Annotated in this window: 18 protein-coding genes and 1 tRNA gene; 14 read left to right on the top strand and 5 right to left on the bottom strand. The window is 54.3% G+C overall.

The genetic code is table 11. From position 1 onward, the window contains the following. The first annotated feature begins 107 nt into the window (after nt 1-107). The 4 genes from MKY96_RS20295 to MKY96_RS20280 all read left to right on the top strand — a co-directional run bounded on the left by MKY96_RS20295 (nt 108) and on the right by MKY96_RS20280 (nt 6868). Complete coding sequence (locus MKY96_RS20295; protein ID WP_340942746.1) at nt 108-1493, top strand: MATE family efflux transporter; 1386 nt, start codon at nt 108-110, stop codon at nt 1491-1493. 212 nt (nt 1494-1705) lie between these two features. Then, nucleotides 1706-5680 carry an endo-1,4-beta-xylanase gene (locus MKY96_RS20290; protein ID WP_340942744.1) on the top strand — a complete coding sequence of 1325 codons (3975 nt, stop codon included), beginning with the start codon at nt 1706-1708 and terminating at the stop codon, nt 5678-5680. A gap of 297 nt (nt 5681-5977) precedes the next feature. Continuing rightward, nucleotides 5978-6529: an STM3941 family protein gene (locus MKY96_RS20285; protein WP_340942741.1), complete on the top strand. Its 552-nt coding sequence runs from the start codon at nt 5978-5980 to the stop codon at nt 6527-6529. Between the two features lie 51 nt (nt 6530-6580). Further along, entirely contained in the window at nt 6581-6868 is a 288-nt protein-coding gene (locus MKY96_RS20280; protein ID WP_340942739.1) for a hypothetical protein, read from the top strand. Here the strand turns inward: MKY96_RS20280 and MKY96_RS20275 are convergent. The 5 genes from MKY96_RS20275 to MKY96_RS20255 all read right to left on the bottom strand — a co-directional run bounded on the left by MKY96_RS20275 (nt 6863) and on the right by MKY96_RS20255 (nt 10281). Next, a complete protein-coding gene (locus MKY96_RS20275) occupies nt 6863-7009 on the bottom strand; it encodes a hypothetical protein (protein WP_340942738.1) in 147 nt (48 codons plus the stop codon). The two genes, MKY96_RS20280 and MKY96_RS20275, sit on opposite strands and share 6 nt — an antisense overlap. Further along, nucleotides 7009-8055 (bottom strand): MFS transporter, encoded by a 1047-nt coding sequence (locus tag MKY96_RS20270; RefSeq protein ID WP_340942736.1) that lies wholly within the window; start codon nt 8053-8055, stop codon nt 7009-7011. The genes MKY96_RS20275 and MKY96_RS20270 overlap by 1 nt, the downstream gene beginning before the upstream one ends. Before the next feature lie 22 nt (nt 8056-8077). Continuing rightward, nucleotides 8078-8977: an SDR family oxidoreductase gene (locus MKY96_RS20265; RefSeq protein WP_340942735.1), complete on the bottom strand. Its 900-nt coding sequence runs from the start codon at nt 8975-8977 to the stop codon at nt 8078-8080. A 181-nt stretch (nt 8978-9158) separates the two neighbouring features. Continuing rightward, nucleotides 9159-10097, bottom strand: coding sequence for an AraC family transcriptional regulator (locus MKY96_RS20260; RefSeq protein ID WP_340942734.1), 939 nt, complete (start codon nt 10095-10097; stop codon nt 9159-9161). Between the two features lie 107 nt (nt 10098-10204). Then, a tRNA-Pro gene (locus tag MKY96_RS20255) sits at nt 10205-10281 on the bottom strand. A gap of 509 nt (nt 10282-10790) precedes the next feature. On the opposite strand from MKY96_RS20255, the gene alaS reads away from it, so the two are divergent. The 10 genes from alaS (at nt 10791) to MKY96_RS20205 (ending at nt 23494) form a co-directional block, all read left to right on the top strand. Next, nucleotides 10791-13424, top strand: a complete 2634-nt coding sequence (alaS, locus tag MKY96_RS20250) for an alanine--tRNA ligase (protein WP_340942733.1) — start codon at nt 10791-10793, stop codon at nt 13422-13424. A gap of 337 nt (nt 13425-13761) precedes the next feature. Further along, complete coding sequence (locus MKY96_RS20245; protein ID WP_036696603.1) at nt 13762-14037, top strand: IreB family regulatory phosphoprotein; 276 nt, start codon at nt 13762-13764, stop codon at nt 14035-14037. Next, complete coding sequence (ruvX, locus tag MKY96_RS20240) at nt 14037-14453, top strand: Holliday junction resolvase RuvX (protein WP_200869510.1); 417 nt, start codon at nt 14037-14039, stop codon at nt 14451-14453. Before MKY96_RS20245 ends, ruvX begins: the two co-directional genes overlap by 1 nt. Before the next feature lie 13 nt (nt 14454-14466). Further along, nucleotides 14467-14775, top strand: coding sequence for a DUF1292 domain-containing protein (locus tag MKY96_RS20235; RefSeq protein WP_036696606.1), 309 nt, complete (start codon nt 14467-14469; stop codon nt 14773-14775). Next, a complete protein-coding gene (locus MKY96_RS20230) occupies nt 14768-15073 on the top strand; it encodes a DUF1292 domain-containing protein (protein WP_036722601.1) in 306 nt (101 codons plus the stop codon). Before MKY96_RS20235 ends, MKY96_RS20230 begins: the two co-directional genes overlap by 8 nt. A gap of 182 nt (nt 15074-15255) precedes the next feature. After that, on the top strand, nt 15256-16302 hold the full coding sequence (gene mltG / locus MKY96_RS20225; RefSeq protein ID WP_340942732.1) for an endolytic transglycosylase MltG: 1047 nt from the start codon (nt 15256-15258) through the stop codon (nt 16300-16302). Nucleotides 16303-16349: 47 nt separating this feature from the next. Further along, complete coding sequence (locus tag MKY96_RS20220; protein WP_340942731.1) at nt 16350-17282, top strand: peptidase U32 family protein; 933 nt, start codon at nt 16350-16352, stop codon at nt 17280-17282. 252 nt (nt 17283-17534) lie between these two features. Next, complete coding sequence (locus MKY96_RS20215) at nt 17535-18857, top strand: peptidase U32 family protein (protein ID WP_036722597.1); 1323 nt, start codon at nt 17535-17537, stop codon at nt 18855-18857. A 346-nt stretch (nt 18858-19203) separates the two neighbouring features. Then, on the top strand, nt 19204-21402 hold the full coding sequence (locus MKY96_RS20210) for a methyl-accepting chemotaxis protein (RefSeq protein ID WP_340942730.1): 2199 nt from the start codon (nt 19204-19206) through the stop codon (nt 21400-21402). Nucleotides 21403-21595: 193 nt separating this feature from the next. Continuing rightward, nucleotides 21596-23494, top strand: coding sequence for a cache domain-containing sensor histidine kinase (locus tag MKY96_RS20205; protein ID WP_340942729.1), 1899 nt, complete (start codon nt 21596-21598; stop codon nt 23492-23494). Nucleotide 23495: the final 1 nt, after the last annotated feature.

Here is a 23495-nt window from a genome sequence, read left to right as displayed (position 1 = left end):
AGAACGAATTCCACTCTTAACACAGACTTGAAGCGGAATCTGTAGTAAACTGGAAGGAATGTATAGTACGCCTGCAATTATTCTACAGAAAAGAATGTGATCAATGTATGCAGCTTCAAGCTCCTCAACCGGCCAAGAAATGGCTGGAAAAATATCTGTCCGGAGACAGCATGGATTACCGGCAAATTATCGCTTTGTTTATCCCGATTCTGATTGACCAGGCCTTCATTATCGGGCTGAACCTGGTCAACACCGCAATGATCAGCTCGTCGGGTATGGCGGCAGTCAGTGCGGTGAATATGGTGGATTCCCTGAATATTTTTCTGATCAATGTATTTGTGGCGATTGCGACCGGGGGGACGGTGGTGGTTGCGCAGTATAAAGGAAGCGGGAATGACCGCATGGTCTCCCAGGCCACGGCCGGATCGGTTACCTCGGTCTCGCTGCTTGCGGTGGGAATCGGTCTGCTGCTGATGTCCTTCCATACGCCAATTCTGAATTTGCTGTTCGGAACGGCCTCCGCCGATGTGCTGGACAATGCCCGGGTCTATATGATCGGCAGCAGCATTTCGTATCTGGGGATTGCCGTGGTTCAGGCTGTATGCGGTGCGCTGCGGGGCGTGGGCCGGACGCGGGCTTCGCTGATGCTGTCGCTGATTATGAACGTGCTGTACGTTATCCTCAACGTTGTCTTTATTAACCTGCTGGACATGGGTGTGCTGGGTATGACACTTGCGGTCAACATTGCGCGTTATGTGGGGATGGCCTGTGCCTTGATCTATCTGTTCAAGTTCGATTCGGTGCTGCGTGTGCAGTTCCGCGACCTGTTCCATGTACCACTTACGATGTTGCGCAAAATTATGTTCATCGGCGTACCGTTCGCCGCAGAGCAGATGTTCTTCAACGGCGGCAAGCTGCTGACGCAGATCTTCATTGTCAGTCTGGGCACGTATGCCATCGCCACCAATGCGATTGCCGGATCGCTGGCGATGGTCTTTCAGATTCCGGCCAGTGCGCTGTCGCTGACGATTGTAACCGTGGTCGGCCAGTGTATCGGACGGGGGGATGTAGCGGATGCCCGGAAGTTCATCAAGTCCTTCCTGTGGATCGGTTCCGCCTCTTACGCCCTGGTGGCCTTGATCCTGATGCCGCTGTTCCATCCGCTGGTGTCGATCTTCTCTCCGCCTGCGGAGATCATCGATGATCTGTTTGTGGTACTGCTGGTGAATGCGATTGCCCAGATTCCGCTCTGGGCCTTCAGCTTCATTCTGCCGTCTGCCTTGCGGGCAGCGGGAGATTCCCGCTTCACCTCAATTGCTTCAATGCTGACCATGTGGCTGTTCCGGGTGGTCTTCGGTTATATTCTCGGGATCGTGCTGGGCTATGGAGTGCTGGGTGTATGGCTGGCGATGAACTGCGAATGGGCAGTGCGCGGAGCGGTGTTCCTGTGGCGCTTCCGGGGCAAGAAGTGGTATGCGCACAAGCTGATATAGATACTGACGGTTAGAAGACTCCTAATTCAGGGGTCTTCTTTGCTATGCAGTCAGCCGGAATCATCTATAAAAAGCACGGTACAACCTTTAGTTTCAGGTAAGACGCACTTTGGTCCATATGCTACGATTTGGGTGGTGAAGGGGGAGGCTTCCACATTAACTGTAAGCGCTTAACTCATTGAAACCCAAATTCATACAGAGGAGTGCAACGCATGAAGAGAATAATCAAGCAGGTCTCTCTGGTGCTGCTGGCAGCCCTTCTGCTTCTTCCGGCAGGCGGATATCTTCCGGCTGCTCAGGCAGCCGAGGCACAGACCACGGTATATCACGAAACGTTTGCGAATGGCGCAGGTAAGGCAGTTCAGTCGGGAGGCGCCAAGCTGGAGACGGTTAAGGGCGTTGTTTTTGACGGAAATAGTGATGGGGCAGCGCTGTATGTCAGCAACCGGAAGGATAGCTGGGATGCGGCTGATTTCAACCTCTCGGATATGGGCATGAAGAAGGGCAGCACCTATACCGTAACAGCGGTGGTCTATGTGGATGGCAGCGTAACTGTGCCGAAGGACGCACAGGCAGTGATGCTGACACTGGACGGTTATGGCAATTACGCCGGTGGCGAATATCATGCGGGTCAAGCCGTGACTCTGACCAAGACCTTTACGGTGGACGCAGAGCAGAAGCTGCGCATCCAGTCAGACGATAAGGGAGCCACAGTACCCTTCTACCTTGGCGATCTTCTGATAACGACAGAGTCCACTCCGGGCGGCGGGGAAGAGCCTGTGCGTGAACCGGCTTTGCCGTTCAGTACAGTGACTTTTGAAGATCAGCAAGAGGGCGGCTTCACCGGCAGAGCCGGAACCGAGACGCTGACCGTAACGAATGAAGCGAATCATACCGAGGGCGGTTCATATTCCCTGAAGGTCGAGGGCAGAAGCAATACCTGGCACGGGCCTTCCCTGCGTGTGGAGAAGTACGTGGACAAGGGCAGCGAATATACCCTTTCTGCCTGGGTGAAGCTGATCGAACCGGTGAGCGCACAGCTCCAGCTGTCTACACAAGTAGGCACAGACAGCAGTGCAAGTTATGTGACCCTGTCCCCTAAGACGATCAGTACGGCTGACGGCTGGGTGAAATATGAGGGCAGCTACCGCTATAACAGCGTGGGCGGCGAATACCTGACCTTGTATATTGAAAGTTCCAATAATGCAACCGCTTCCTTCTATATCGATGATATTAATTTCGAGCATACAGGTACCGCTCCGGTGGATATTCAGAGAGATCTGATTCCGCTAAAAACAGCCTACCAAAATGACTTCCTGATCGGCAACGCGCTATCCGCCGAGGATCTGGAAGGCGTACGGCTGGACCTGCTGAAGATGCATCACAACGTTGCTACCGCAGGTAATGCCATGAAGCCGGATGCGCTGCAGCCGGCCAAAGGCAATTTCACTTTTACAGCAGCGGATGCGATGGTGAACAAGGTGCTGGCTGAAGGGATGAAGATGCATGGGCATGTACTGGTATGGTATCAGCAATCGCCTGACTGGATGAACTTGACCACGGATGCAGCAGGCAAAAGCGTTCCCCTGGGGCGTGACGAAGCACTCGCTAACCTGAGAGCCCACATCAAGGGAGTCATGGAACATTTCGGAGACCGGGTCATCTCCTGGGATGTGGTCAACGAGGCAATGAATGATAACCCGTCCAATCCTTCGGACTGGCAAGCGGCGCTGCGCAAGGCTCCGTGGTATGAAGCCATCGGTCCGGATTATCTGGAGCAGGCATTCCTGGCGGCCAGAGAAGTGCTGGACCAGCATCCGGAATGGGATATCAAGCTGTATTACAATGATTACAATGACGATAACCAGAACAAGGCCCAGGCCATCTACAGTATGGTCAAGGAACTGAATGACAAGTACGCGCTGACTCATCCCGGCAAGCTGTTGATTGATGGTGTAGGGATGCAGGCGCACTACAATATCAATACGAATCCAGATAACGTCAAGCTGTCGCTGGAGAGGTTCATCTCCCTTGGCGTAGAGGTCAGCATTACCGAACTGGATATTCAGGCCGGCAGCCAGAATACGCAGACAGAGAAGGAACGGATTGCCCAAGGCTATCTGTATGCGAGGCTGATGGATCTCTTCAAGGCCCATGCCGACCATATTGCGCGGGTAACCTTCTGGGGCATGGATGACCGCACAAGCTGGAGAGCGGAGTCAAGCCCGCTGCTGTTCGACAGGGATTTGCAGGCGAAGCCGGCTTACTACGCGGTCATTGATCCGGCCAAATTTATGGCTGAGCATGAGCCGAATACGGCAGAAGCCAACGTGTCAGAGGCAGTCTACGGCACGCCGGTTATTGACGGAACAGCGGATGGAATCTGGGCCTCTGCGCCTGAGATGGCTGTGAACCGTTATCAGATGGCCTGGCAGGGCGCAAGCGGAACCGCACGTACCCTATGGGATGACCAGAATCTGTATGTGCTGGTTCAGGTCAGTGACGCCCAGTTGGACAAGAGTAATGTGAATGCATGGGAGCAGGACTCTGTCGAGATTTTCGTGGATGAGAATTTCGGCCGCACGACCTTCTATGAGAGTGATGACGGACAATACCGGGTCAATTACGACAATGAAGCCTCTTTCAGTCCCGCAGCCATCAGTGCAGGCTTCGAGTCGGTAACCAAGGTTAACGGAACCAACTATACGCTCGAAATGAAGATTCCGTTCAAAAAGATTACGCCAGCCGGAGGCGCCAAAATCGGCTTCGATACCCAGATCAACGATGCCAAGAACAGCGTCCGGCAAAGTGTGGCCGCCTGGAATGATACCACCGGCAACGGCTATCAGGACACCTCCGTCTTCGGCGTGCTGACGCTTAAGGCCAAAGACGGCGGCGAACCCTCAACGGAGCCGACGCCAACGCCGACGCCGGAACCAACACCTGCGCCAACGCCAACATCGGCACCGGATTCCGGCGGCACCAGCTATACCAGCAGCACACCTGCGCCTAAGCCTGCACAGTTTGATGTCAAGGACGGCGTAGTGACGATCAGACCTGAGGTGAAGACCGAAGGCACAGCGGCCAAAGCCACTGTGACGGGCGAGCTGTGGCAGCAAGCCTTGAAGCAGGCGGCCCCGGCAGCAGACGGGCGGAAGCAGATCATCATCGATCTGGCGAACCAGACAGGTGTGGCCTCCTATGAAGCCCAACTGCCGCTTCAAGGCCTGAAGACGCAGGAGAAGTTCCTGCTTGTCCTCCAGAACGGCTTTGCTACGCTGTCCATTCCAAGTGAGCAGCTCGCAGGGATTACAGCAACCACTGAATATGTCAGCATCCGGGTCAAGCATTCCACAGCCGAAGGCCTGAATGCCGCTGCTCTCCAGCAGACCGGCAGCCGTCCGGTGGTGGAGCTGAGTCTGCTTGCAGGCGGGCAGAAGGTAGCCTTGTCTGGCAGCGGCACGATAACCGTCTCTATTCCTTACAAAGCGTCAGCAGCAGAGCTTGGCAGCCTGGAGTCCCTTCTGGTCCGTTCGCTCACCGGCAGCGGCGCGTGGTCTGCTGTGGTGAACAGCCGTTATGATGCAGTGAAGGAAGCGCTGGTGTTCCGTATTACAGAGCTCGGCACTTTTGCCGCAGCCTTCGCTCCGCCAGCCTTTACAGATCTCGGCAGCCTGTCATGGGCGAAGCAAGCAGCCTCTGCCATGGCTGCCCGCAGTATCATCCCGGACGGGAACAGCCTGTTTGCTGCGGACCCTGTGAACAGGGCAGACTTCACCGCCTCCCTGGTGAAGGTGCTGGAGCTTAAGGCTGCTGCTGAAGCAGTTGCAGGCTTCAGCGATGTCCAGAACAATGCGGCATACAGCAAGGAGCTTGCGGCCGCGAAGCAGCTCGGTATCGTCACAGGCTATGCGGATAATACCTTCAAGCCAGCGGGCGTCATCACCCGCCAGGAGATGATGGTAATTGCGGCGCGTGCCCTGAAGGCGGCCGGAATCATCGCTGAAGGCAGCGGATCGATAGCATCTTACACCGATGCCGGTCAAATCTCTGCTTATGCCAAGGACAGCATATCCGCCCTGCTGAAATACGGCGTAGTGAACGGTAAGAACAACAAGCTTGCTCCGGGGGACACCCTCTCACGCGCGGAAGCAGCGGTAATTCTGTACCGGATCTGGAAGCTGTAGCCTGAGTGAGAGGCTGAAATTATTGAAGAAAGTAACTGGACAGCGGTGCACCCACTACGGGGGCACCGCTGTTTCGTATTACGCCCAGCGCCCAATGTAATCGAAAAACCGAATACATTCTGGTGGTTTCCAGAGCAAGAACACCCCTTTGCAGCGTGCCGCCTGGCGTAAGCTATTACGGAGATAAGGAGTTACGAACGTCAATTTTTTGGGTAAACAATATGGTTAGATTGTGAAGAAACGTAGAGGACCCCCGCGCCGAAGTTTGGCGTCAGGGTCTTGAAGGAGGGACACAACATGGGCTATCCGCCGTATAACGATGGAGGTTACCAGCCGTTCGTAGTGGAGGCCTCCCGAGTGAAGCAGCTTTTGCTGTTCACGGGATCGCTGCTTTTTATGCTCTTGGGGGTCCTGCTGCTCAAAACGTCCGGGGAGGTGACGCAAGATCCTGCCATCCTTCTGCGGACGCTGGGAATCGTCTTCACCGTGCTGTTCGGCCTGGGGGTAGTGGTCTATCTCTTCATGCTGCTGCGCCGTTCACCGCTGCTTGTGGCAGATGCCCAGGGCATCGATGACCGCTCTTCTGCAATTCCCGGAGGACGGATCATGTGGGAGGACATTAAGGATATTCGCCTGATCCGCTTCTCCGGACAAAAAAACATCTGCGTCTACCTTGCTGATCCCAAAGCGTATCTGGCCCGGCAACGCGGAGTGAAGCGGTGGCTGATGGCTATCAACCTCCGTCTCGTCGGCACTCCCGTGAATATTGCGAGTCAGGCCATGCGGCTGCCGCTGGAGCGGGTATATGAAGAGCTGGAGCTGAGAAGACGGCTGTGGGCTGGGCAGTAGAGCGGTTCGGGGGCCGGAGAACGTGGCTGTTCTCACTGTGCATGTTCTTCCTTGGCTCGGTGCTGTGTGTTCCTGCCGGTTATGGCTTCAGCCTATGTGGGCCTGACTTCCGGGCAGATTCCCCATGCCAGCAGCACCACCCGGATTATGCAGCAGATCGGCGGCGCTTTTGGTGTTTCGGTGATCGCAGTTATTTTGCAGAAACAGCTTCATGCTGTGCTGTCGCATGAGCGGGCTGCTACGGTTATTGCCTTCGACCATACGTTTATGTGGACGATTGCCTTCTCTGCGGTAGCATTGATCCCGGCGGCGTTCCTGCCCGGAAGAAGAAGCTCATAGCTCAGGTGTCCGGATGAAGCAGGAGATCCCGAAGGCGGCAAGCAGAAGTGCAGCCAATGCTTCAAAAGCCGTCAGGCCGCCGCCTGCGTGCATAAGGCTCAGTGCCACCTGTGGACCAGCAGAGGCCCCGGTGAACAGCATCAGCGAATATATGGTGATAGCCGGCCCGCGCCGCTCCCCTGCAAGGAGGCGATCAGTGAGATCAGCACCGGAATCAGGATGGAGATTCCCGCAATATACACAATGCTCATCCCGACCAGCAGAGGCAGGGTACTGCTTAATCCTGCGGCGGCAAGGCCTGCGGCGGCGAGCAGAAGGCCGGCCTGGAGCATCCGCTTGGAGCCGAACCTGGCGGAGAGAAGTCCCGCGAACGGCGACAGGATCATCCCCGCGAGTCCTGCGGCTCTTACCTGCATAAGCTGGGCGGCAGTCAGAGCAAAGGGGGGCTTCGTCAACTCCTCCTGAAAGATTGTGTACATCCCGACAAAAGACAGGAGAATCGTCAGGCAGATCAGATAACACAGCACCAGCCGTTTGTTCAGGAATTGTGCGGGCAGCTGTCTGTAGAGTGCGGCCAGGCTTGCCCGAGTCCGCACCGTTTTGCCTCTTGGAACGAAGAGGCCAGTCAGTAACGCAGCCGCCAGGCATAAGCCTCCGTGAATATAGAAGACATAACGCCAATCCCAATATCCGCTAACTGTGCTGCTGAACAATTGTCCGGCGATGGCCGAGACGAGAAATCCGGTGCTGATAAGTCCCATGGCCGCCACCCTGCGCTGCGGCGGGAAGCTCTCGGTGATGTAGATCATCACCGTCGGTGCGAAGGTTGCTGCGGCCAGTCCCTGTACGGCGCGGAGCGCAATAAGAATAGAGAGATCCTGTGCCAGTCCCAGCAGAGGGGTTATGAGGCCTAACGCAAGCAGTCCCCAGAACATGACCGGCCAGCGGCCGAGACGCTCGGAGAGCGGGGCGAACAGCAGGAAGCCCAAGGCGTAAGCCAATGTAAAAGCGCTGCTTGCCCCTGCTGCCCGGGCTGGTGATGCCTGAAAGGCATCAGCCAACAGGGAGCCTAACGGCAGCGTCACATAAATGCCTGATACAACAACAAGCGAGCATAGGACCAGAACGGCGGTTATCACGGAATATTGTGCAGTGAACGTACTAGGTTGCTGAACAGGTTCTGCCATTCGAATCCTCCATTCTTCTCAGTTATTCGTTGCAAAAATATGGATCACGGTTAAGGTCGGCCAGAAGCGCCGGATGTACAGGCTGCCAGCCGAGCAGCGCCCGGGTTTTATCGCTCGAAGCCGGGATATCCAGGGAGACAAAATGCGCCAGCCAGCCGAAATGCTCCGCAGCTTCCTTAACGGGAATGCTGGCGGCCGGCAGTCCGAGCCGGCGGGCAATCACACCGGCGATCTCAACAAGCGGCACTCCTTCGTCGCCGGTCGCATGAAGTATGGTCCCAGCAGGGGCTCCTTCAAGTGCCAGACGGTACAGACGCGCAGCGTCCAGCCGGTGCACAGCAGGCCAGCGGTTTAAGCCATTGCCTACGTATGCAGATATGCCTGTGCGGCGGGCAAGCTGGATTAGGCCCGGAACAAAGCCGGTATCGCCATCCCCATGCACCGACAGCGGAAGCCGCAGCACAGATACCCGGACGCCCTCGCTGGCGAGGGCAAGCGCAGCTTCTTCAGAACCGGCGCGGTGCTTGACTGAAGCGTCCGGATCGGGTGCCGTATCCTCCGTGGCCAACTGCCCCGGGGTAAGATGCCCGATGACGGAGGTTACGACCAGCGATCGGCCGGACCCCGCGAGCTCGGCACCCATAGCCCCGATTGCCAGCCGGTCTGTCTCGCCCGCAGCAGTGAGATCAGCATAGTTATGGATGAAGGCGGCATGAATCACGCCATCCGCTTCCGCCGCTCCCCGGCGCAGGCTGTCCGGATCATCCAGAGCGCCGCGGTGTACAGCGGCTCCTGCCGCTATAAGTGCTGCTGCGGCCTGATCCGAACGGGCCAGGCCGGTGACCATATGCCCCGCGTCTATCAATTCCCGTACTACAGCCGAGCCGACAAAACCGCTCGCCCCTGTGACAAATACATGCATAATCATTCCTCCTCTATCGATTACATTCATTATAATTTGCGCGGCGGCAGCAGCTTTGCCTGTTCCTGTTCGCTTTTTGCCCGATCCTGCAAGAATTGCCGCGGGTCCATGGACGACGAAGATTCACTGCACACGCAAATAAGCCCGCAAGCCGTGACGGCTGCGGGCGTTCAATTGATGCTTATGGTGTACTTTGGGCCGGCTGGCGCAATCTGGCGATATCCCTGCTGGGCGGACAGCCGAAGAACCGGCTGTAATCCCGGCTGAACTGGGAATCGCTCACATAGCCGACAAGCCGGCAGGCTGCTGCTGCATCCATGGAGGAGTTCAACATCAGCCGCCTTGCTTCATGAAGACGCAGCGCCTTCTGGTATTGCAGCGGACTCATGGAGGTGACCGATTTGAAATGCACATGAAACGAAGAAGCGCTCATATGTGCCAATTCAGCCAGTTCGGCCACCTTGACCTGCTGGGAGAAATGCTTCTGCAGCCAGGTAATTACCTTCGTCACCCGCTGAACATCCGACGCAGCGAGGCAGGTCAGGGCCAGCCGGGCACCGACCGGACTGCGCAGAATCCGCAGCAGGAGCTCATCTGCTACCAGCGGAGCAAGCAGTTCCACATCAGCGGGATGCTGGAGACATTCGAGCAGCCGGACCACAGCATTCAGAATCGCCGGATTGGCATCAGTCATGTACGGGTTGTCCGTCTGACTTACCGCTGGGAGTCCCCGGGGATACAGCTTCAAGACCCAATCGCCAATCTTCTGCGGATCAAGCTCCAGCTTAACGCCCAGGTAAGGCTCAGACGGGCTGGCTTCCGTAAGCCGCATGGCCACCGGCAGGGCAACAGGCAGCAGGATCATCTGTGTTTTGTCAAAATCATAAAGCTTCTGCCCGATCGTGATCCGCTTTGCCCCTTGGACTACGATTATCAGTGAGGCGGAATAGAACGTTTTGATCGTGTCTGCATCTGCTGATGAATAGCGGCTGACATACACACCGGGGATGGGCTGGCTATATATGCCGTCGCCAGGAGCAAGAGCAGAGATCAGGCGCACCAGCCTGGCCTGCTCAGCCTTCAGCGCTTCACCTGCATATTGCTCTTGAATTGTGTTCATCAGGCCACGGCTCCTTAGATAGTCAAATGCGAAAAACAGCAACCCTCCAACATGGGAGAATCACTGCTCTGCTTGAATGTATGGTAGACTTTAGGTTTAACAGAATATGGTCGAGACGACAGGATTCGAACCTGCGGCCTCTTACTCCCGAAGCAAGCGCTCTACCAAGCTGAGCTACGTCTCGACACTATGAATAATGTAAATTATACGCCTGTCTGTAAGCGCTGTAAATATACTTTTTCGCACAGGCTATCCGCCTTGTCCATCAATTTCCCGGTACTTGATTGACAGATATCCACCCGCTGGCTATACTTGAAATGTTAAAAAGCAAATCGGACAAAGCGTTGATGAAAACAAGTACGCCGGAGAATGCTTCATCAGAGAACAGGTTCCTTTGCGGATGGTCCGCATCGGGTGTGAGAACCTGGGAGACAGACCGGCCGAAAGCTGATTTCGGAGTGCGGGGACAATCCCGCCGGGGGCACCCGTTAACAGCCGCACAAGGCGATCGTCTGCAGTTGTCCGTGATTCACGGATCAAGGCGATAACCAGGGTGGTACCGCGATAATCATCGTCCCTGAATATATATTCAGGGGCGTTTTTTGTTTTTGATTTTTCGTGTAACGGTTACGGCAAGAATGTGTTTTCCGGCCAGCGTGCCGCATTTTAATGAAGAGACGGGAGCTGTACATGATGAAAGCAAGTGAAATCCGTTCGAAATGGCTGCAGTTTTTTGAGAGCAAGAACCACCGTATTGAGCCGAGCGCCTCGCTCGTACCCCACAATGACCCTTCGCTGCTGTGGATTAACGCAGGGATGGCGCCGCTGAAGGCCTACTTCGACGGCCGGGAGATTCCGGAGAATCCCCGCCTGACGAACTCGCAGAAATGTATCCGCACCAATGATATTGAGAATGTGGGCAAGACGCGCCGCCACCATACGTTCTTTGAGATGCTGGGCAACTTCTCCATCGGCGATTACTTCAAGGAAGAGGCCATCAGCTGGGCTTGGGAATTCCTGACCGGCAAGGAGTGGATCGGCTTCGACGGCGACCGGATCTCCGTGACCGTGTATGCTGAGGACGAAGAAGCGTTCAAGCTGTGGAATGAGAAGGTCGGCCTGCCCGCAGAACGCATCATCAAGCTGGGCGACGAGAACTTCTGGGATATCGGCGAAGGCCCGTGCGGCCCGTGCTCGGAGATTTTCTATGACCGCGGTGAAGCGTACGGCAGTGATATGAGTGATCCGGAGATGTATCCGGGCGGTGAGAATGAGCGCTGGCTGGAGGTCTGGAACCTCGTATTCTCGCAGTTCAACCATAATAAGGACGGCAGCTATACGCCGCTTCCCAACAAGAATATTGATACCGGCGCAGGCCTGGAGCGCTTCGCTTCCATTCTCCAGGATGTGGATTCCAACTTCGATACTGATCTGTTCCAGCCGATTATCCAGAAGACCGCCGGGCTTGCCGGTGTAACCTACAAGGATAATGTTGAACAGGATATCGCGTTAAAAGTTATCGCCGACCATGTGCGTACCGTTACATTTGCAGTGGGTGACGGCGTGCTTCCTTCCAATGAAGGACGCGGCTATATCATCCGCCGTCTGCTCCGCCGCGCCGTACGCTACGGCAAGACGCTGGGACTGGACCGCCCGTTCCTGCATGAGCTGACTGAGACGGTTGGAGAGATTATGGGCGTATATTATCCTTCCGTGGTCGAGAACCGTGACTATATCGCCAAAATCATCCGTCTGGAAGAGGAACGCTTCCACGAGACGCTGTCCGATGGTCTGGCGATCCTCGGGGAGATCAGTGCCAAAGCCAAAGCGGACGGCCTGAGCACCATTGCCGGTGCCGATGCGTTTAAGCTCTATGACACCTATGGCTTCCCGTTTGACCTGACCGAGGACTTCGCGTCCGAGCAGGGGCTTGCCGTTGACCGCGCCGGCTTCGATGCCGCGATGCAGGAGCAGCGTGAGCGGGCCAGAGCTGCCCGTCAGGACAGCGCCAGCATGAAGATTCAGGGCGGTGCGCTCGCCGAGCTGACGGTTAAAAGTGAATTTGTTGGATATAATGACACGGTAACAGAGTCCAAGGTGCTGGCAATTGTGGTAGACGGTGCGCTTCAGGATACAGTAAGCGAAGGCGCCGAGTGCCAGGTGATCCTGGAGACAACACCGTTCTATGCAGAGAGCGGCGGCCAAGTCAGCGACACCGGTGTTCTGACCGGCGGATCGGTGACCGCTAAGGTAACTGGGCTATTTAAAGCACCGCACGGACAGCATGTTCATCTGGTTACGGTGGAAGCAGGCGATCTGAAGGTCGGCGATACCGTCCGTGCCGAAGTGAACCGGGCGGAGCGCGAGGATATCGTGAAGAACCACACGGCCACTCACTTGCTGCACAAGGCGCTGAAGGAAGTGCTCGGCAGCCATGTGAATCAGGCAGGTTCTTTAGTAGAAGGCTCACGCCTGCGGTTTGACTTCTCGCATTTTGGAGCCATCACTCCAGAGGAGCTCAGCGATATCGAGCAGCGGGTGAATGCCCAGATCTGGCGCAGCCTTCCTGTAGTCATTGAGAATAAGCCGATAGATGAAGCCAAAGCCATGGGGGCGATGGCCCTCTTCGGAGAGAAATACGGCAATGTTGTCCGTGTCGTTCAAGTCGGCGACTACAGTCTGGAGCTGTGCGGCGGATGCCATGTGTCTAATACAGCGCAGATCGGAATCTTCAAGCTGCTCAGCGAGAGCGGAATCGGTTCCGGGGTGCGCCGGATTGAAGCTGTGACTGGCCGTTACGCCTATCAGTTCACGGAGAGCCAGCTGGACCTGCTGAAGCAATCGGCAGCCCTGCTGAAATCGTCGCTGACCGATGTGCCGAAGCGGATCGAGGCGCTGCATGCCCAGGTACGCGAGCTGGGCCGCGAGAATGAATCGCTTCAGTCCAAGCTGAGCGCAACCTTCGCAGCAGAGCTGACCAGCAGTGTAGTCACAGTAGGCGGAGGAACGCAGCTTCTTGCGGTTTCTGTGCAAACCGGCAATATTGATGCTTTGCGCTCGACAGCGGACGAACTGAAGTCCAAGCTCCCGGATGCCATACTGGTGCTCGGTGCTGCAATGGAGGACAAGGTGAACTTCGTGGTCGCCGTGCCTCAGGAGCTGGTGAAGAAGGGCTTCCACGCCGGCAAGCTGGTGAAGGAGATCGCTGCCGTCTGCGGCGGCGGCGGCGGCGGACGTCCGGATATGGCGCAGGCCGGAGGCAAGGACGCTTCCAAGCTGGGCGAAGCCCTGAAGAAGGCAGAGGAACTGGTAGCCGCACAGGCTTAAGCAGTATGCAGTAATTCTTGTCTGTAAGAAACTGTAGATTTCTATCAAGGGTTGGGAAGCAGCGGTGCTGAGGGCAATTTCTCGGTGCCGCTGCTTTATTCACACAATGTATATTTTTTGGGGTTATTCATTATTGACCCAGGGCTTGCAATAGCTTAAAACCCAAAAAAACATCTGGTTTTGTAGACAAAATGCCAAAAAAAGCGCTTTAACCAAGGCAGGATTTCCTCGTTGGGGCATGAATATGTTATGATGAGGGCAGCAAGTGAGCTGTACAGCAGCAACTTTGCGAAGCCGCCCGAATCAGGGTGATTTTGCAGAAGGAAGGTGTCACCACATGGACTCCATGGACAAAACGGTCAAATTTAATGTGAAGGGCGACGAAAAGGAAGCCTCTCCCCAGGAAATACTGCTCGCCGTGTACGACGCGCTGGTGGAGAAAGAATATCATCCGATCAATCAGATCGTAGGGTATCTTCTTTCAGGAGATCCGGCTTACATTCCCCGCCACAACAATGCGAGAAGTTTGGTCCGGAGGAAAGAGCGTGATGAGCTGATCGAAGAACTGGTCCGTTTCTATCTGGCCAATCATCGGGTGGACCAGCCCAAATGATGAAGAAGCTGGGACTGGATTACGGCGACCGCAGAATCGGTGTCGCCACAAGCGATATTTTCGGATGGACAGCACAATCTCTGGAGACTATTGAGCGGCGCGGAAACGGCAATGAATTCGAACGTATCCGTGAACTGGTCAAGGAGTACGAAATCGGCGAGATTGTTGTCGGGCTGCCGAAGAACATGAACGGCTCCGTAGGACCCCGTGGTGAAATTTGCATCGAATTCGCAGATAAGCTGCGGGAGCAACTCGATTTACCCGTACACCTTTGGGATGAGCGTCTGACGACGGTATCTGCTGAGCGGGTGCTGATAGACGGGGACGTCAGCCGGAAGAAACGCAAGGGGCTGGTGGACAAAATGGCCGCAGCGCTGATTTTGCAAAATTTTTTGGATGCTAACAGTAAAAGGTGAGGGGTGTGCGGATATGACAAACGAACAGATCGGCCAAGAAGAGGAACCGGAAATTATCTATATTCCCGATGAGGAAGGTAATGAAGAGGAATTCGAGGTCATCATGAAGTTTGAAGTGGACGGATCGGATGCCAAGTATATGATGGTGGTTCCGCTTGATTCCGAGGATGAGGAGACAGATGAGGTCTACGCGTTCCGCTATGAGGAAGACGGCGACGATCTGCAGCTCTTCATGATTGAGAACGACGAGGAGTGGGCCATCGTAGAGGAGACCTTCAATACCTTGGTTGACGAGCTGGATGGAGGAGCAGAGAATGACTGAGTTTTCCGCTGATCAAGCGGTATGGACTTCTAAGCTCAAGGAAGTATATGGAGAAACAGTAGAACTGGAGGATGAGCAGGGCAAGTCTTCCGTTTACGATATTATTGCAGAATTTGCTGTGGGTGACCGTGCTTATGCCGTTCTGGCCGGATCGGGAAGAGCTGCGGAGCAGGAAATTCTGCGCATCGTAGTTTCTCCGGACGGACTTCCGGAACTGGAGAGCATTATGGACGATGAAGAGTGGGAGGATATTTCCGAGCTGTACGATGAGCTCACCTTCCCTGCGGATAGCGAGTAGGCGTCTGTGGCAACTTCATGTATGGCAGATACGGAAGAGGGCGGAATTTTTCCGCGCTCTTTTTGCTTATGAGGAGCGGAAGGATCTTTCCGTTTGCCTGAAAAAAGCTTATGCTATAAAAATAGGTTGAATTTTGGACAATACAATTTTATACTTTATAGTCGGAAAGTGAGGCGTAACATTTGAAAGCCGTGATCCGCACTGTGCTTATCTTAATTCTGGTCCTGGCAGCAGCTGCAGGAGGAGGAGCATGGTACATCTGGAATGGAATGCAGCCGGTCAAGCCCGCAGGGCCGGCCGTAACGGTTACGATAGAGAAGGGTATGGGAAGCTCGCAAATCGCCGACCTGCTTGAGCAAGAGGGCATTATCAAGCACAGCCTGTTCTTCAAAGGCTATCTGAAATGGGTCCAGGAAGGCTCCAGCTTCAAGGCCGGCACGTATCAGGTAAACCCCGGCGACTCCTACGATACGCTGATCAGCCGGTTGAATGCCGGAGATGTTGTGAAGGAAGCTACCGTTACTTTTACAATTCCTGAAGGGTATACTGCGGTCCAGGTGGCAGAGAAGCTGGCCGCTGCATGGAATCAGAAGCCGGAGGTCTTCCTTGCGCTGATTGATTCCGGTAAGGGCATGGAAGCCGTAAGCAAGCTGGAGATTCCGGACAATCCGCTGCTGCGCCACCGGCTGGAGGGGTACCTTTTCCCGGAGACCTATGAACTGGCTAAGGACAGCACCCCGCAGGAAGTCATCGGGGCGATGCTGGAGCAGCTGGTGAAGAAGCTGGACACGATTCCTGAGTGGAAGGCCAAGCTGGCGAACCGCGGGCTCTCCCTGCATGAGCTGCTGACCGTAGCTTCACTGGTGGAGCGTGAGGTGGTAGTAGACAAGGAACGTCCGCTGGTGGCCGGTATTATCTATAACAGATTGGATAAAGGGCAGAAGCTGGAGATCGACGCTACCGTCCAGTACTTACTGGACAAGCAGAAAGAGCGGTTGTATGAGAAGGATCTAAAGGTAGATAGTCCTTATAATACGTATAAGCAGGCAGGCTTGCCGCCTGGACCGATCAGCAGCCCCGGGCTGGCGTCGATTGAAGCAGCTATGACGCCGGAGGTCTCGGATTATTTCTTCTATGTCACTAAGAAGGACGGCTCACAGGGGCATTTATTTGCCAGAACCTACAAGGAACATTTAGCCAATATTCAAAAAAGCAAACAAAATCCGTAAGAACCCGCTACAATAGTAAGGATGAGCAATGCACAGGAGGTAACACGATGAATAACACACCGGAGCTGCTGGCGACAGCGGCTTCTCTGGAAGAAGCTGCAGCGCTGCTGGATGCAGGAGCGAGTGCGCTGCTGGTTGGCGATGACCGCTTTGGGATGCGTCTTGCCGGACATTTTACACTTGAAGATACCGCCGCAGTAGTTAAGCTGGCACATGCACGGGGCGGTAAGGTATATGTAAGCATCAATGGATTGATTCCCAATACGATGCTGGAGGAGCTTCCGGCTTATGTGAAGGCGATCGGCGGGCTCGGTGTGGATGGGATAGAGTTCGGTGATCCCGCCGTACTGGCGGCCGTCAAAGCCGAAGCGCCGGGAATGAAGCTGCACTGGAATGCGGAAATGACCTCGACCAACTATGCTACAGCCAATTACTGGGGCCGCAAGGGAGCTTCGCGGGTCGTTCTGGCCCGTGAGCTCAATATGGATGAGATGACCGAAATGGTTCCTAATCTTGAGGTGGAAGCCCAGGTCCAGGTGCACGGCATGACGAATATCTATCATTCCAAGCGCAAGCTGGTTGCAAGCTATATGTCCCACCAGGGCCGTCCAAGCGATGGCGGAAGCCTGGGTAAGGAGCGCGGGCTGTTCCTGATTGAAGCGGAGCGTCCGAATGAGAAGTTCCCGATCTATGAAGACGAGAACGGCACGCATATTATGAGCTCGGATGATATTTGCATTCTGGAGGATCTTCATTTCTTGTTAAAAGCTGGCGTACACAGCCTGAAGATCGAGGGTCTGCTGAAGCCGGTGGCTTATAACGTGGCTGTCGTTAAGGCTTACCGTCATGCTATGGACATCTACGCCGCTGATCCCGCTGAATATGCATTCGAGGAGTCTTGGCTGGAGGAGGTCCGGTCTTTGCAGGACCCTGAGCGTGAACTGTCATTCGGCTTCTTCTACAAAGAGCAGGTATATTAATATAAAAGGTATTGTCTCAGCTCTTGTAAGGTTTATCCCATCATCATTGGGTTCAGCGGCGGAGGGGAATTTGGAACTGTAGGAGCGGGTAGCGTCCGCCTTTAGGTTTGGATTTCGACTGCGACTGCAGATTAAAATGAAGAAATCCAAACCTAACAGCGGCCGAAAGTCCAAATTCACCGCAGCAGCGTGTACCACCCGATGTATGCTTTGAAATCTTGCAGAAGATGAGACACAGAAAGGAGAACAGGAATGGGAACCATGACCAAGCCCCAGTTCAAGGGCAAGCGTTACCGTCTGGACAGACCGGAGCTCCTGGCTCCGGCAGGAAACTTAGAGAAATTGAAATTCGCCGTGCATTATGGCGCGGATGCAGTCTATATCGGAGGGCAGAAATACGGCCTGCGCTCGGGAGCGGATAACTTTACCTTCGAGGAAATGCGCGAGGGTGTTGAATTTGCCAAGAAATATGGTGCCAAAGTATTCGTAGCCACCAATATCTATGCTCACAATGAAGATGTCGCGGGGATTGAAGAATACCTGCGTAATTTATATGAGGCCGGAATTGCAGCGATTATCGTAGCCGATCCGGTGATTGTCGATACAGCCCTGCGCCTGGTGCCGGGTCTTGAGGTGCACCTAAGCACCCAGCAGTCCACGCTCAACTGGCAGGCAGTGTCCTATTGGAAGGAGGAAGGTCTGCCGCGCGTAGTATTGGGCCGGGAGACTAGCCTGGAGGAAATCGCCGAGATCAAGCAGCATGTGGACATTGAGATCGAGAGCTTCATCCATGGCGCTATGTGCTCCTCGTACTCCGGACGCTGTGTGTTATCCAACCACTTCACCGACCGTGACTCCAACCGCGGGGGCTGCTGCCAATCCTGCCGCTGGAAGTATGATCTGTTCGAAGACGCCCGTCCCGAAGGGAACTGGGTATCCGAAGAGGAGCAAGCTGAGGCGCCTCAGGCCTTGCAGCCCGGAATTACCCAGCTGCCGCTGCATCAGCCCGAGGACAACCCGTTCACGATGGGATCGAAAGACCTGTGCATGCTGGAGAGTATTCCCGACCTGATTGAAGCCGGGATCGACAGCTTCAAGATTGAGGGCCGGATGAAATCGATTCACTATGTGGCGACCGTAGTGAATGCCTACCGCAAAGCCATAGATGCTTACATGGCCGACCCGGAAGGGTATGTGCTGAAGCCCGAATGGCTGGAGGAGCTGCAGAAGGCGGCTAACCGTCCGCTGAATACAGGCTTCTTCTACGACACACCGGACCATGAGGACCACATCTATGAACCGGAAGAGAAGGCGGCTCCGTATGATTTCGCGGGACTGGTGCTGGAGTATGACGCAGAGAGCGGGATGGCGCTCGTTCAGCAGCGCAATAACTTCAAGCCGGGACAGGAAGTGGAGTTCTTCGGCCCGGATGACACCTTCTTCAAGCAGACCGTAGGAGAGCTATGGGATGAGGCCGGCAATCCGCTGGATGTGGCCCGTCACCCGCTTCAGCGTGTGCGGATGAAGGTAGATCAGCCTGTTGCTTATTTTGATATGATGCGCAAGCGAAAATAATGGCTTTACAAACTAAGGGATGCCCGTTTACACAAGGGCATTCCTTTTTTTTGCATGCTAAAAAAGGAGGTGTTTTGGGGCCTCCGTAAAGTATCTGAGTAAACATCGATGCTAAAGCTCCACTTTGTGGGGTAATTATATGCCAAATTGCTTATGCAATTCGACAAAAATATATGAGTATTGAAGCAATTTGCAAATAATGCTAAGAAAAATGAGACTTTGTGCCGATATATAGGGCAGGTAACGCTTACATACGTCTTCCAATCTAAGGGATGGGCAGGTGATGGTTATGGGAGCTCCCAATCCGGACAACAAGACAGATAAACCGAAGGAGAGTAGGATAAAAGTGGCGAAAAACAGTAAAAAGCCAAAGAGCACACAAAAGGCTAAGGCCCAGAAGACAGAAGCTTCACAGATAACAAGCAACACGGCAGAGAAGAGAAATTACAAGACAGTATTGAACGGCTCGCTACGTCAGGTGAAAAGGGTGAACCCGACCAAATCCGTAGGGGTGAAGCTGTTCCTGATCTTCTTATCTTCTATTGTGGTGGTGGTCCTGTTCTTAGGACTTCTGTCTTACAACAAAGCGAAGAATACCATTAAAGATAATGTGTCTGAAGCGAACAGGCAGACGATTATTCAGACCTCAGAGAAGCTGGACATTACCTTGAAGCAGTATGAGAGTCTCGCACTTCAGTTATATTTTGATACACAGATGCAGGCGAATCTGACAGAGCTGTCTTCGGCGAAGAGCAGCTACGATAAGTTCGTGGCTACGGATGCGATCAGCAAGAAGCTGTCCAGCCAGACTACAACAGATGCCAATATCGTCGCAATATCACTCATTCCGGAGGACCCTGAGATGGGGATCGTCTCCAGCGGAAGCACCGGTCTCGCGGGCGAGGATGTGAGAGCGCAGGAATGGTACAAGACCGTGGTCAAGAATTCAAGCTCTTATGAGCCTTATTATACGGCAGAAGCCAAATCCGCCCAGAACTACTGGTTCCCTACTGCCATTGAAGGCAGCGGCGGCAAGAATCTGGCGATGGTCAGAACGCTTAAGAATCTGGGCTCCAATGCCTCATATGTAGTCATGCTGGAGCTGAAGAGCACCCTGCTGGAAGAAGCCTTCAAGAGCGTAGAGCTTGGCGATGGCTCGCGGATTCAACTCGTTGCCCCGGATGGAACGGTAGTAGCTTCCTCGCAGCCTGAAGAGGACGGCAAAGCCACCGCACTGAATTTCATCAAGGACAGCAAGGTGAACAATGAAAGCACGGAAGCGAAGGATGAGAACGGCAAGGATATCCTTGCTGTATACAACCCGATGCAGAAGGCAGACTGGAAGCTTGCCGGTGTAGTTCCTACGGGAGAACTGGTTCAAGCTGCCACGCCGATTCTGTTTACCACCTTCCTTGCTGCCGGAGCGGCAGCCCTGCTTGCCATGATTGTCGGCTTCTGGATGGTCCAGATGATCGCCAAGCCGCTGGCACGCCTCAAGGACCTGATGCTGGAGGGAGCCGAAGGCAACCTGAGTGTCCGCACGCAGTATGTCTCGAAGGATGAGATCGGCCAGCTGTCAGCCTCCTTCAATATGATGATGGGTAAGATTACGGAGCTGGTAGCCCAGACTACAGATACAGCCCGCGAAGTCCTTGAGACTGCGGGTGAGCTGGGGGATGCCTCGCGCAAGACGGCGATCTCCGCCAAGGAGATTGCTGCGGCCACGGAAGAGATTGCCGGCGGTGCCGGAAGTCTGGCCCAGGAAGCCGAGCGCGGCAATGAGCTGACTGACCTGATTGCTACGCAGATGCAGAGTGTTATTGCAGCCAACTCTGAGATGGATCAGGCAGCCCGTGGAGTTGGGGAAGCCAGCGGACAGGGTGCTGTACAGCTGGAAGAGCTGCTGGATCAGACCGGACGCACAGGTGAAATGACCTCTGCTCTGGTGGATAGAGTCAATAACCTTAAGGAAACGGTATATTCCGTAATCAAGGTGCTGGATGTGATGAAGAATATTACCCAGCAGACGAACATTCTGTCTCTGAATGCAACGATTGAAGCAGCGAGAGCAGGCGAAGCCGGCCGTGGCTTCATGGTAGTCGCAGGGGAGGTCCGGCAGCTTGCCGACCAATCCAAGCAATCCATTGCTCTGGTCGCCGGAATTACAGATAAGATCGTAGCGGAGATGGATGAGACGGTTGCTGTCCTGTCTGAAGTGGCTCCGCTGTTCAAGCAGCAGATGGTGTCCGTGAAGAGTACCAGTGAGATCTTCGTATCCGTGAAGGGTCAGATGGAAGACTTCATTATGAGTCTGGAGTCTGTAACAGGGGCCATCGACAGTCTGAACCATTCGCAGGGTGTGCTGTCCGATGCTATGGGGAATGTGAGTGCGGTAGCGCAGCAATCCTCGGCAACCTCGGAAGAGGTGGCATCCCTCAGCAGTGAGCAGCAGAATGTCAGTGACCATCTGGTAGCCTTGTCGAACAAGCTGCAAGGGGCTTCCACCCAGCTGGAGAGCAAGCTGTCGCTGTTTACGATCAAATAATGTCAGAACTGTTCTGATTCAAGGGCGTCACGCAAGCCGCATTCGGCTGCGTGACGCCCTTTTCGTCTCGTTGGCCTTGCAGGGTTATAGGTCCTTGTACATCCTTAAGCGAATGCGTATAATGGTTTTGTTAGGTTTTTGTTATTGTTGTTTGCTCGATTAGTTATGTAATTTGAACCAGGGAGAAGGCCGAATGAGAGCAGCACGCAATCACAACTGGTGGTCTTATATCGAGGACATGTCCATGGAGCGCAAGCTGTTCCTGGTATTTCTGGTCATTATTACGCTCCCGCTGTCCTTCATCAGTGTGATCAGCTTCAAGAGCTATTCCGAATCCATCCAGGCGAACACGATCGCCTATTCCGAGAAGCTGATTGATCAAATGATGGATTCCATCGATGATTACATAGAAGATATGAAACGGATTTCTTCCATGCCCGCCTACGTCAATGAGATTAAGCAGAACCTGATCCGCTCGAACCGCTATTATGAGCAAAAGCAGATGATGGAAGGCAAGCGGGACACGGCTCAGGTGGCTCCCGGCGATTTGGATCTCCTGCTGTCCATTCAGCGCGGCATCGAAGAGAATATATCATTTATTAACAATATTAAGCGGGGAACCAATTCGGTCTATATTTTTGATGCCTACGGGAATGGTTATTATTCTGCCAAGGATGGGGGAGTCCGGCTGGATTTGCAGCAGAGCTACAGGTTCTGGAGCGAGCAGGTAAAGGGCTCCGGCGGAGAAGCGACCCTGCTGGGAACACAGGCATATACAAGCAATTTGCAGAGTACCCGATATGCCTTTACGGTGGTGCGTCCCATTCTGGACGGGCTATGGAAGCCAGCCGGCCTGATCGCGGTGGAGGCTAACTTCAGTAATCTGGAGAATCAGGTGGCGGAGCTGGACAAGGTGACCCGGGGGAAATCTATCCTTGTGGATCAAGCCGGCAAAGTCATCTATGACAGTGAGCAGAAGCTGCTGACTGCGGATATTTCCCGGTCCTCCTTATTCCGAGCTGCGCAAGGGAGCTCCGGGAGCTTTTATGACACCGTATCCGGCAAAGACCGGCTTAATATTTATTCAAGCTCAACCAAGACGAACTGGAAGGTGATTATTTCTATACCGGTGGACGAATTGACCCGTGGAGTGAAGCTGACCCGCAATGCAACTATAGGCGCTACTCTAATCATCATTGTGCTGGCCCTCATCATCTCGCTCATTCTGTCGTTTGCCCTGACCAAGCCGCTGACCCAAATGATCCAGTTGATGAAAAAAGTGCAGGGCGGCGATCTCGATGTGACCTTCCGCATTAAACGCCGTGACGAGATTGGTCTCCTGGGGCATCAATTCAACCGTATGCTGGCCCGAATTCGTCAATTGATCCAGGATATTTACCGGATTGAGGAACAGAAGAAGGAGGCAGAGCTGCAGGCGCTTCAGAGCCAGATCAATCCGCATTTTATCTATAACACGCTTGAAACCATCCGGATGACCGCAGAGATTAATGATGATGTGGAAGCCGCTGACATGATCTCTATCCTGGGGAAGCTGCTGCGCTACAGCACCAGTGACTTGAGCGGCTGGGCGACGATGAAGCAAGAGCTGCTGTATGTGCGTAACTACGTGGAGCTGCTGGGCAGCCGGTATCCTGGCAGATTTGAGCTGACGATTGATGTTCCCGAGACGCTTGACAGCTATTCCATGATTAAGCTGGTGTTTCAGCCGATTATTGAGAATGCTGCTTATCACGGGCTGGATGATACCAAGTCCCGGATGCAGCTGAGCATCAAGTGTGAGTATACAGAGCAGAAGCTTCTGTTCCATATCCGTGATAACGGCTGCGGAATGGATCAGGTTACACTAGATAAGCTAAGGGAGCGGCTCCGGCACGAGCTCCCCCCGAAGAAGGGCATTAATGGAGGGATTGGCATGGCCAATGTACACCAGCGCCTTCAGCTTCATTACGGTCCGGCCTATGGGATTGAGGTGTTCAGCAAGCTGGGCGAGGGTACGGATGTAATCTTGTCATTGCCGCTGCCGGGGCTTGCCGCCGGGAATGGAAGGGAAGATCCTTTTAAGGAGGAATGAG

The organism is Paenibacillus sp. FSL R7-0302 (assembly GCF_038006885.1).
Lineage (GTDB): Bacteria > Bacillota > Bacilli > Paenibacillales > Paenibacillaceae > Paenibacillus_AQ.
Note: the sequence above shows the minus strand (reverse complement) of the source record. Positions and strands in the feature narration are given on the sequence as shown.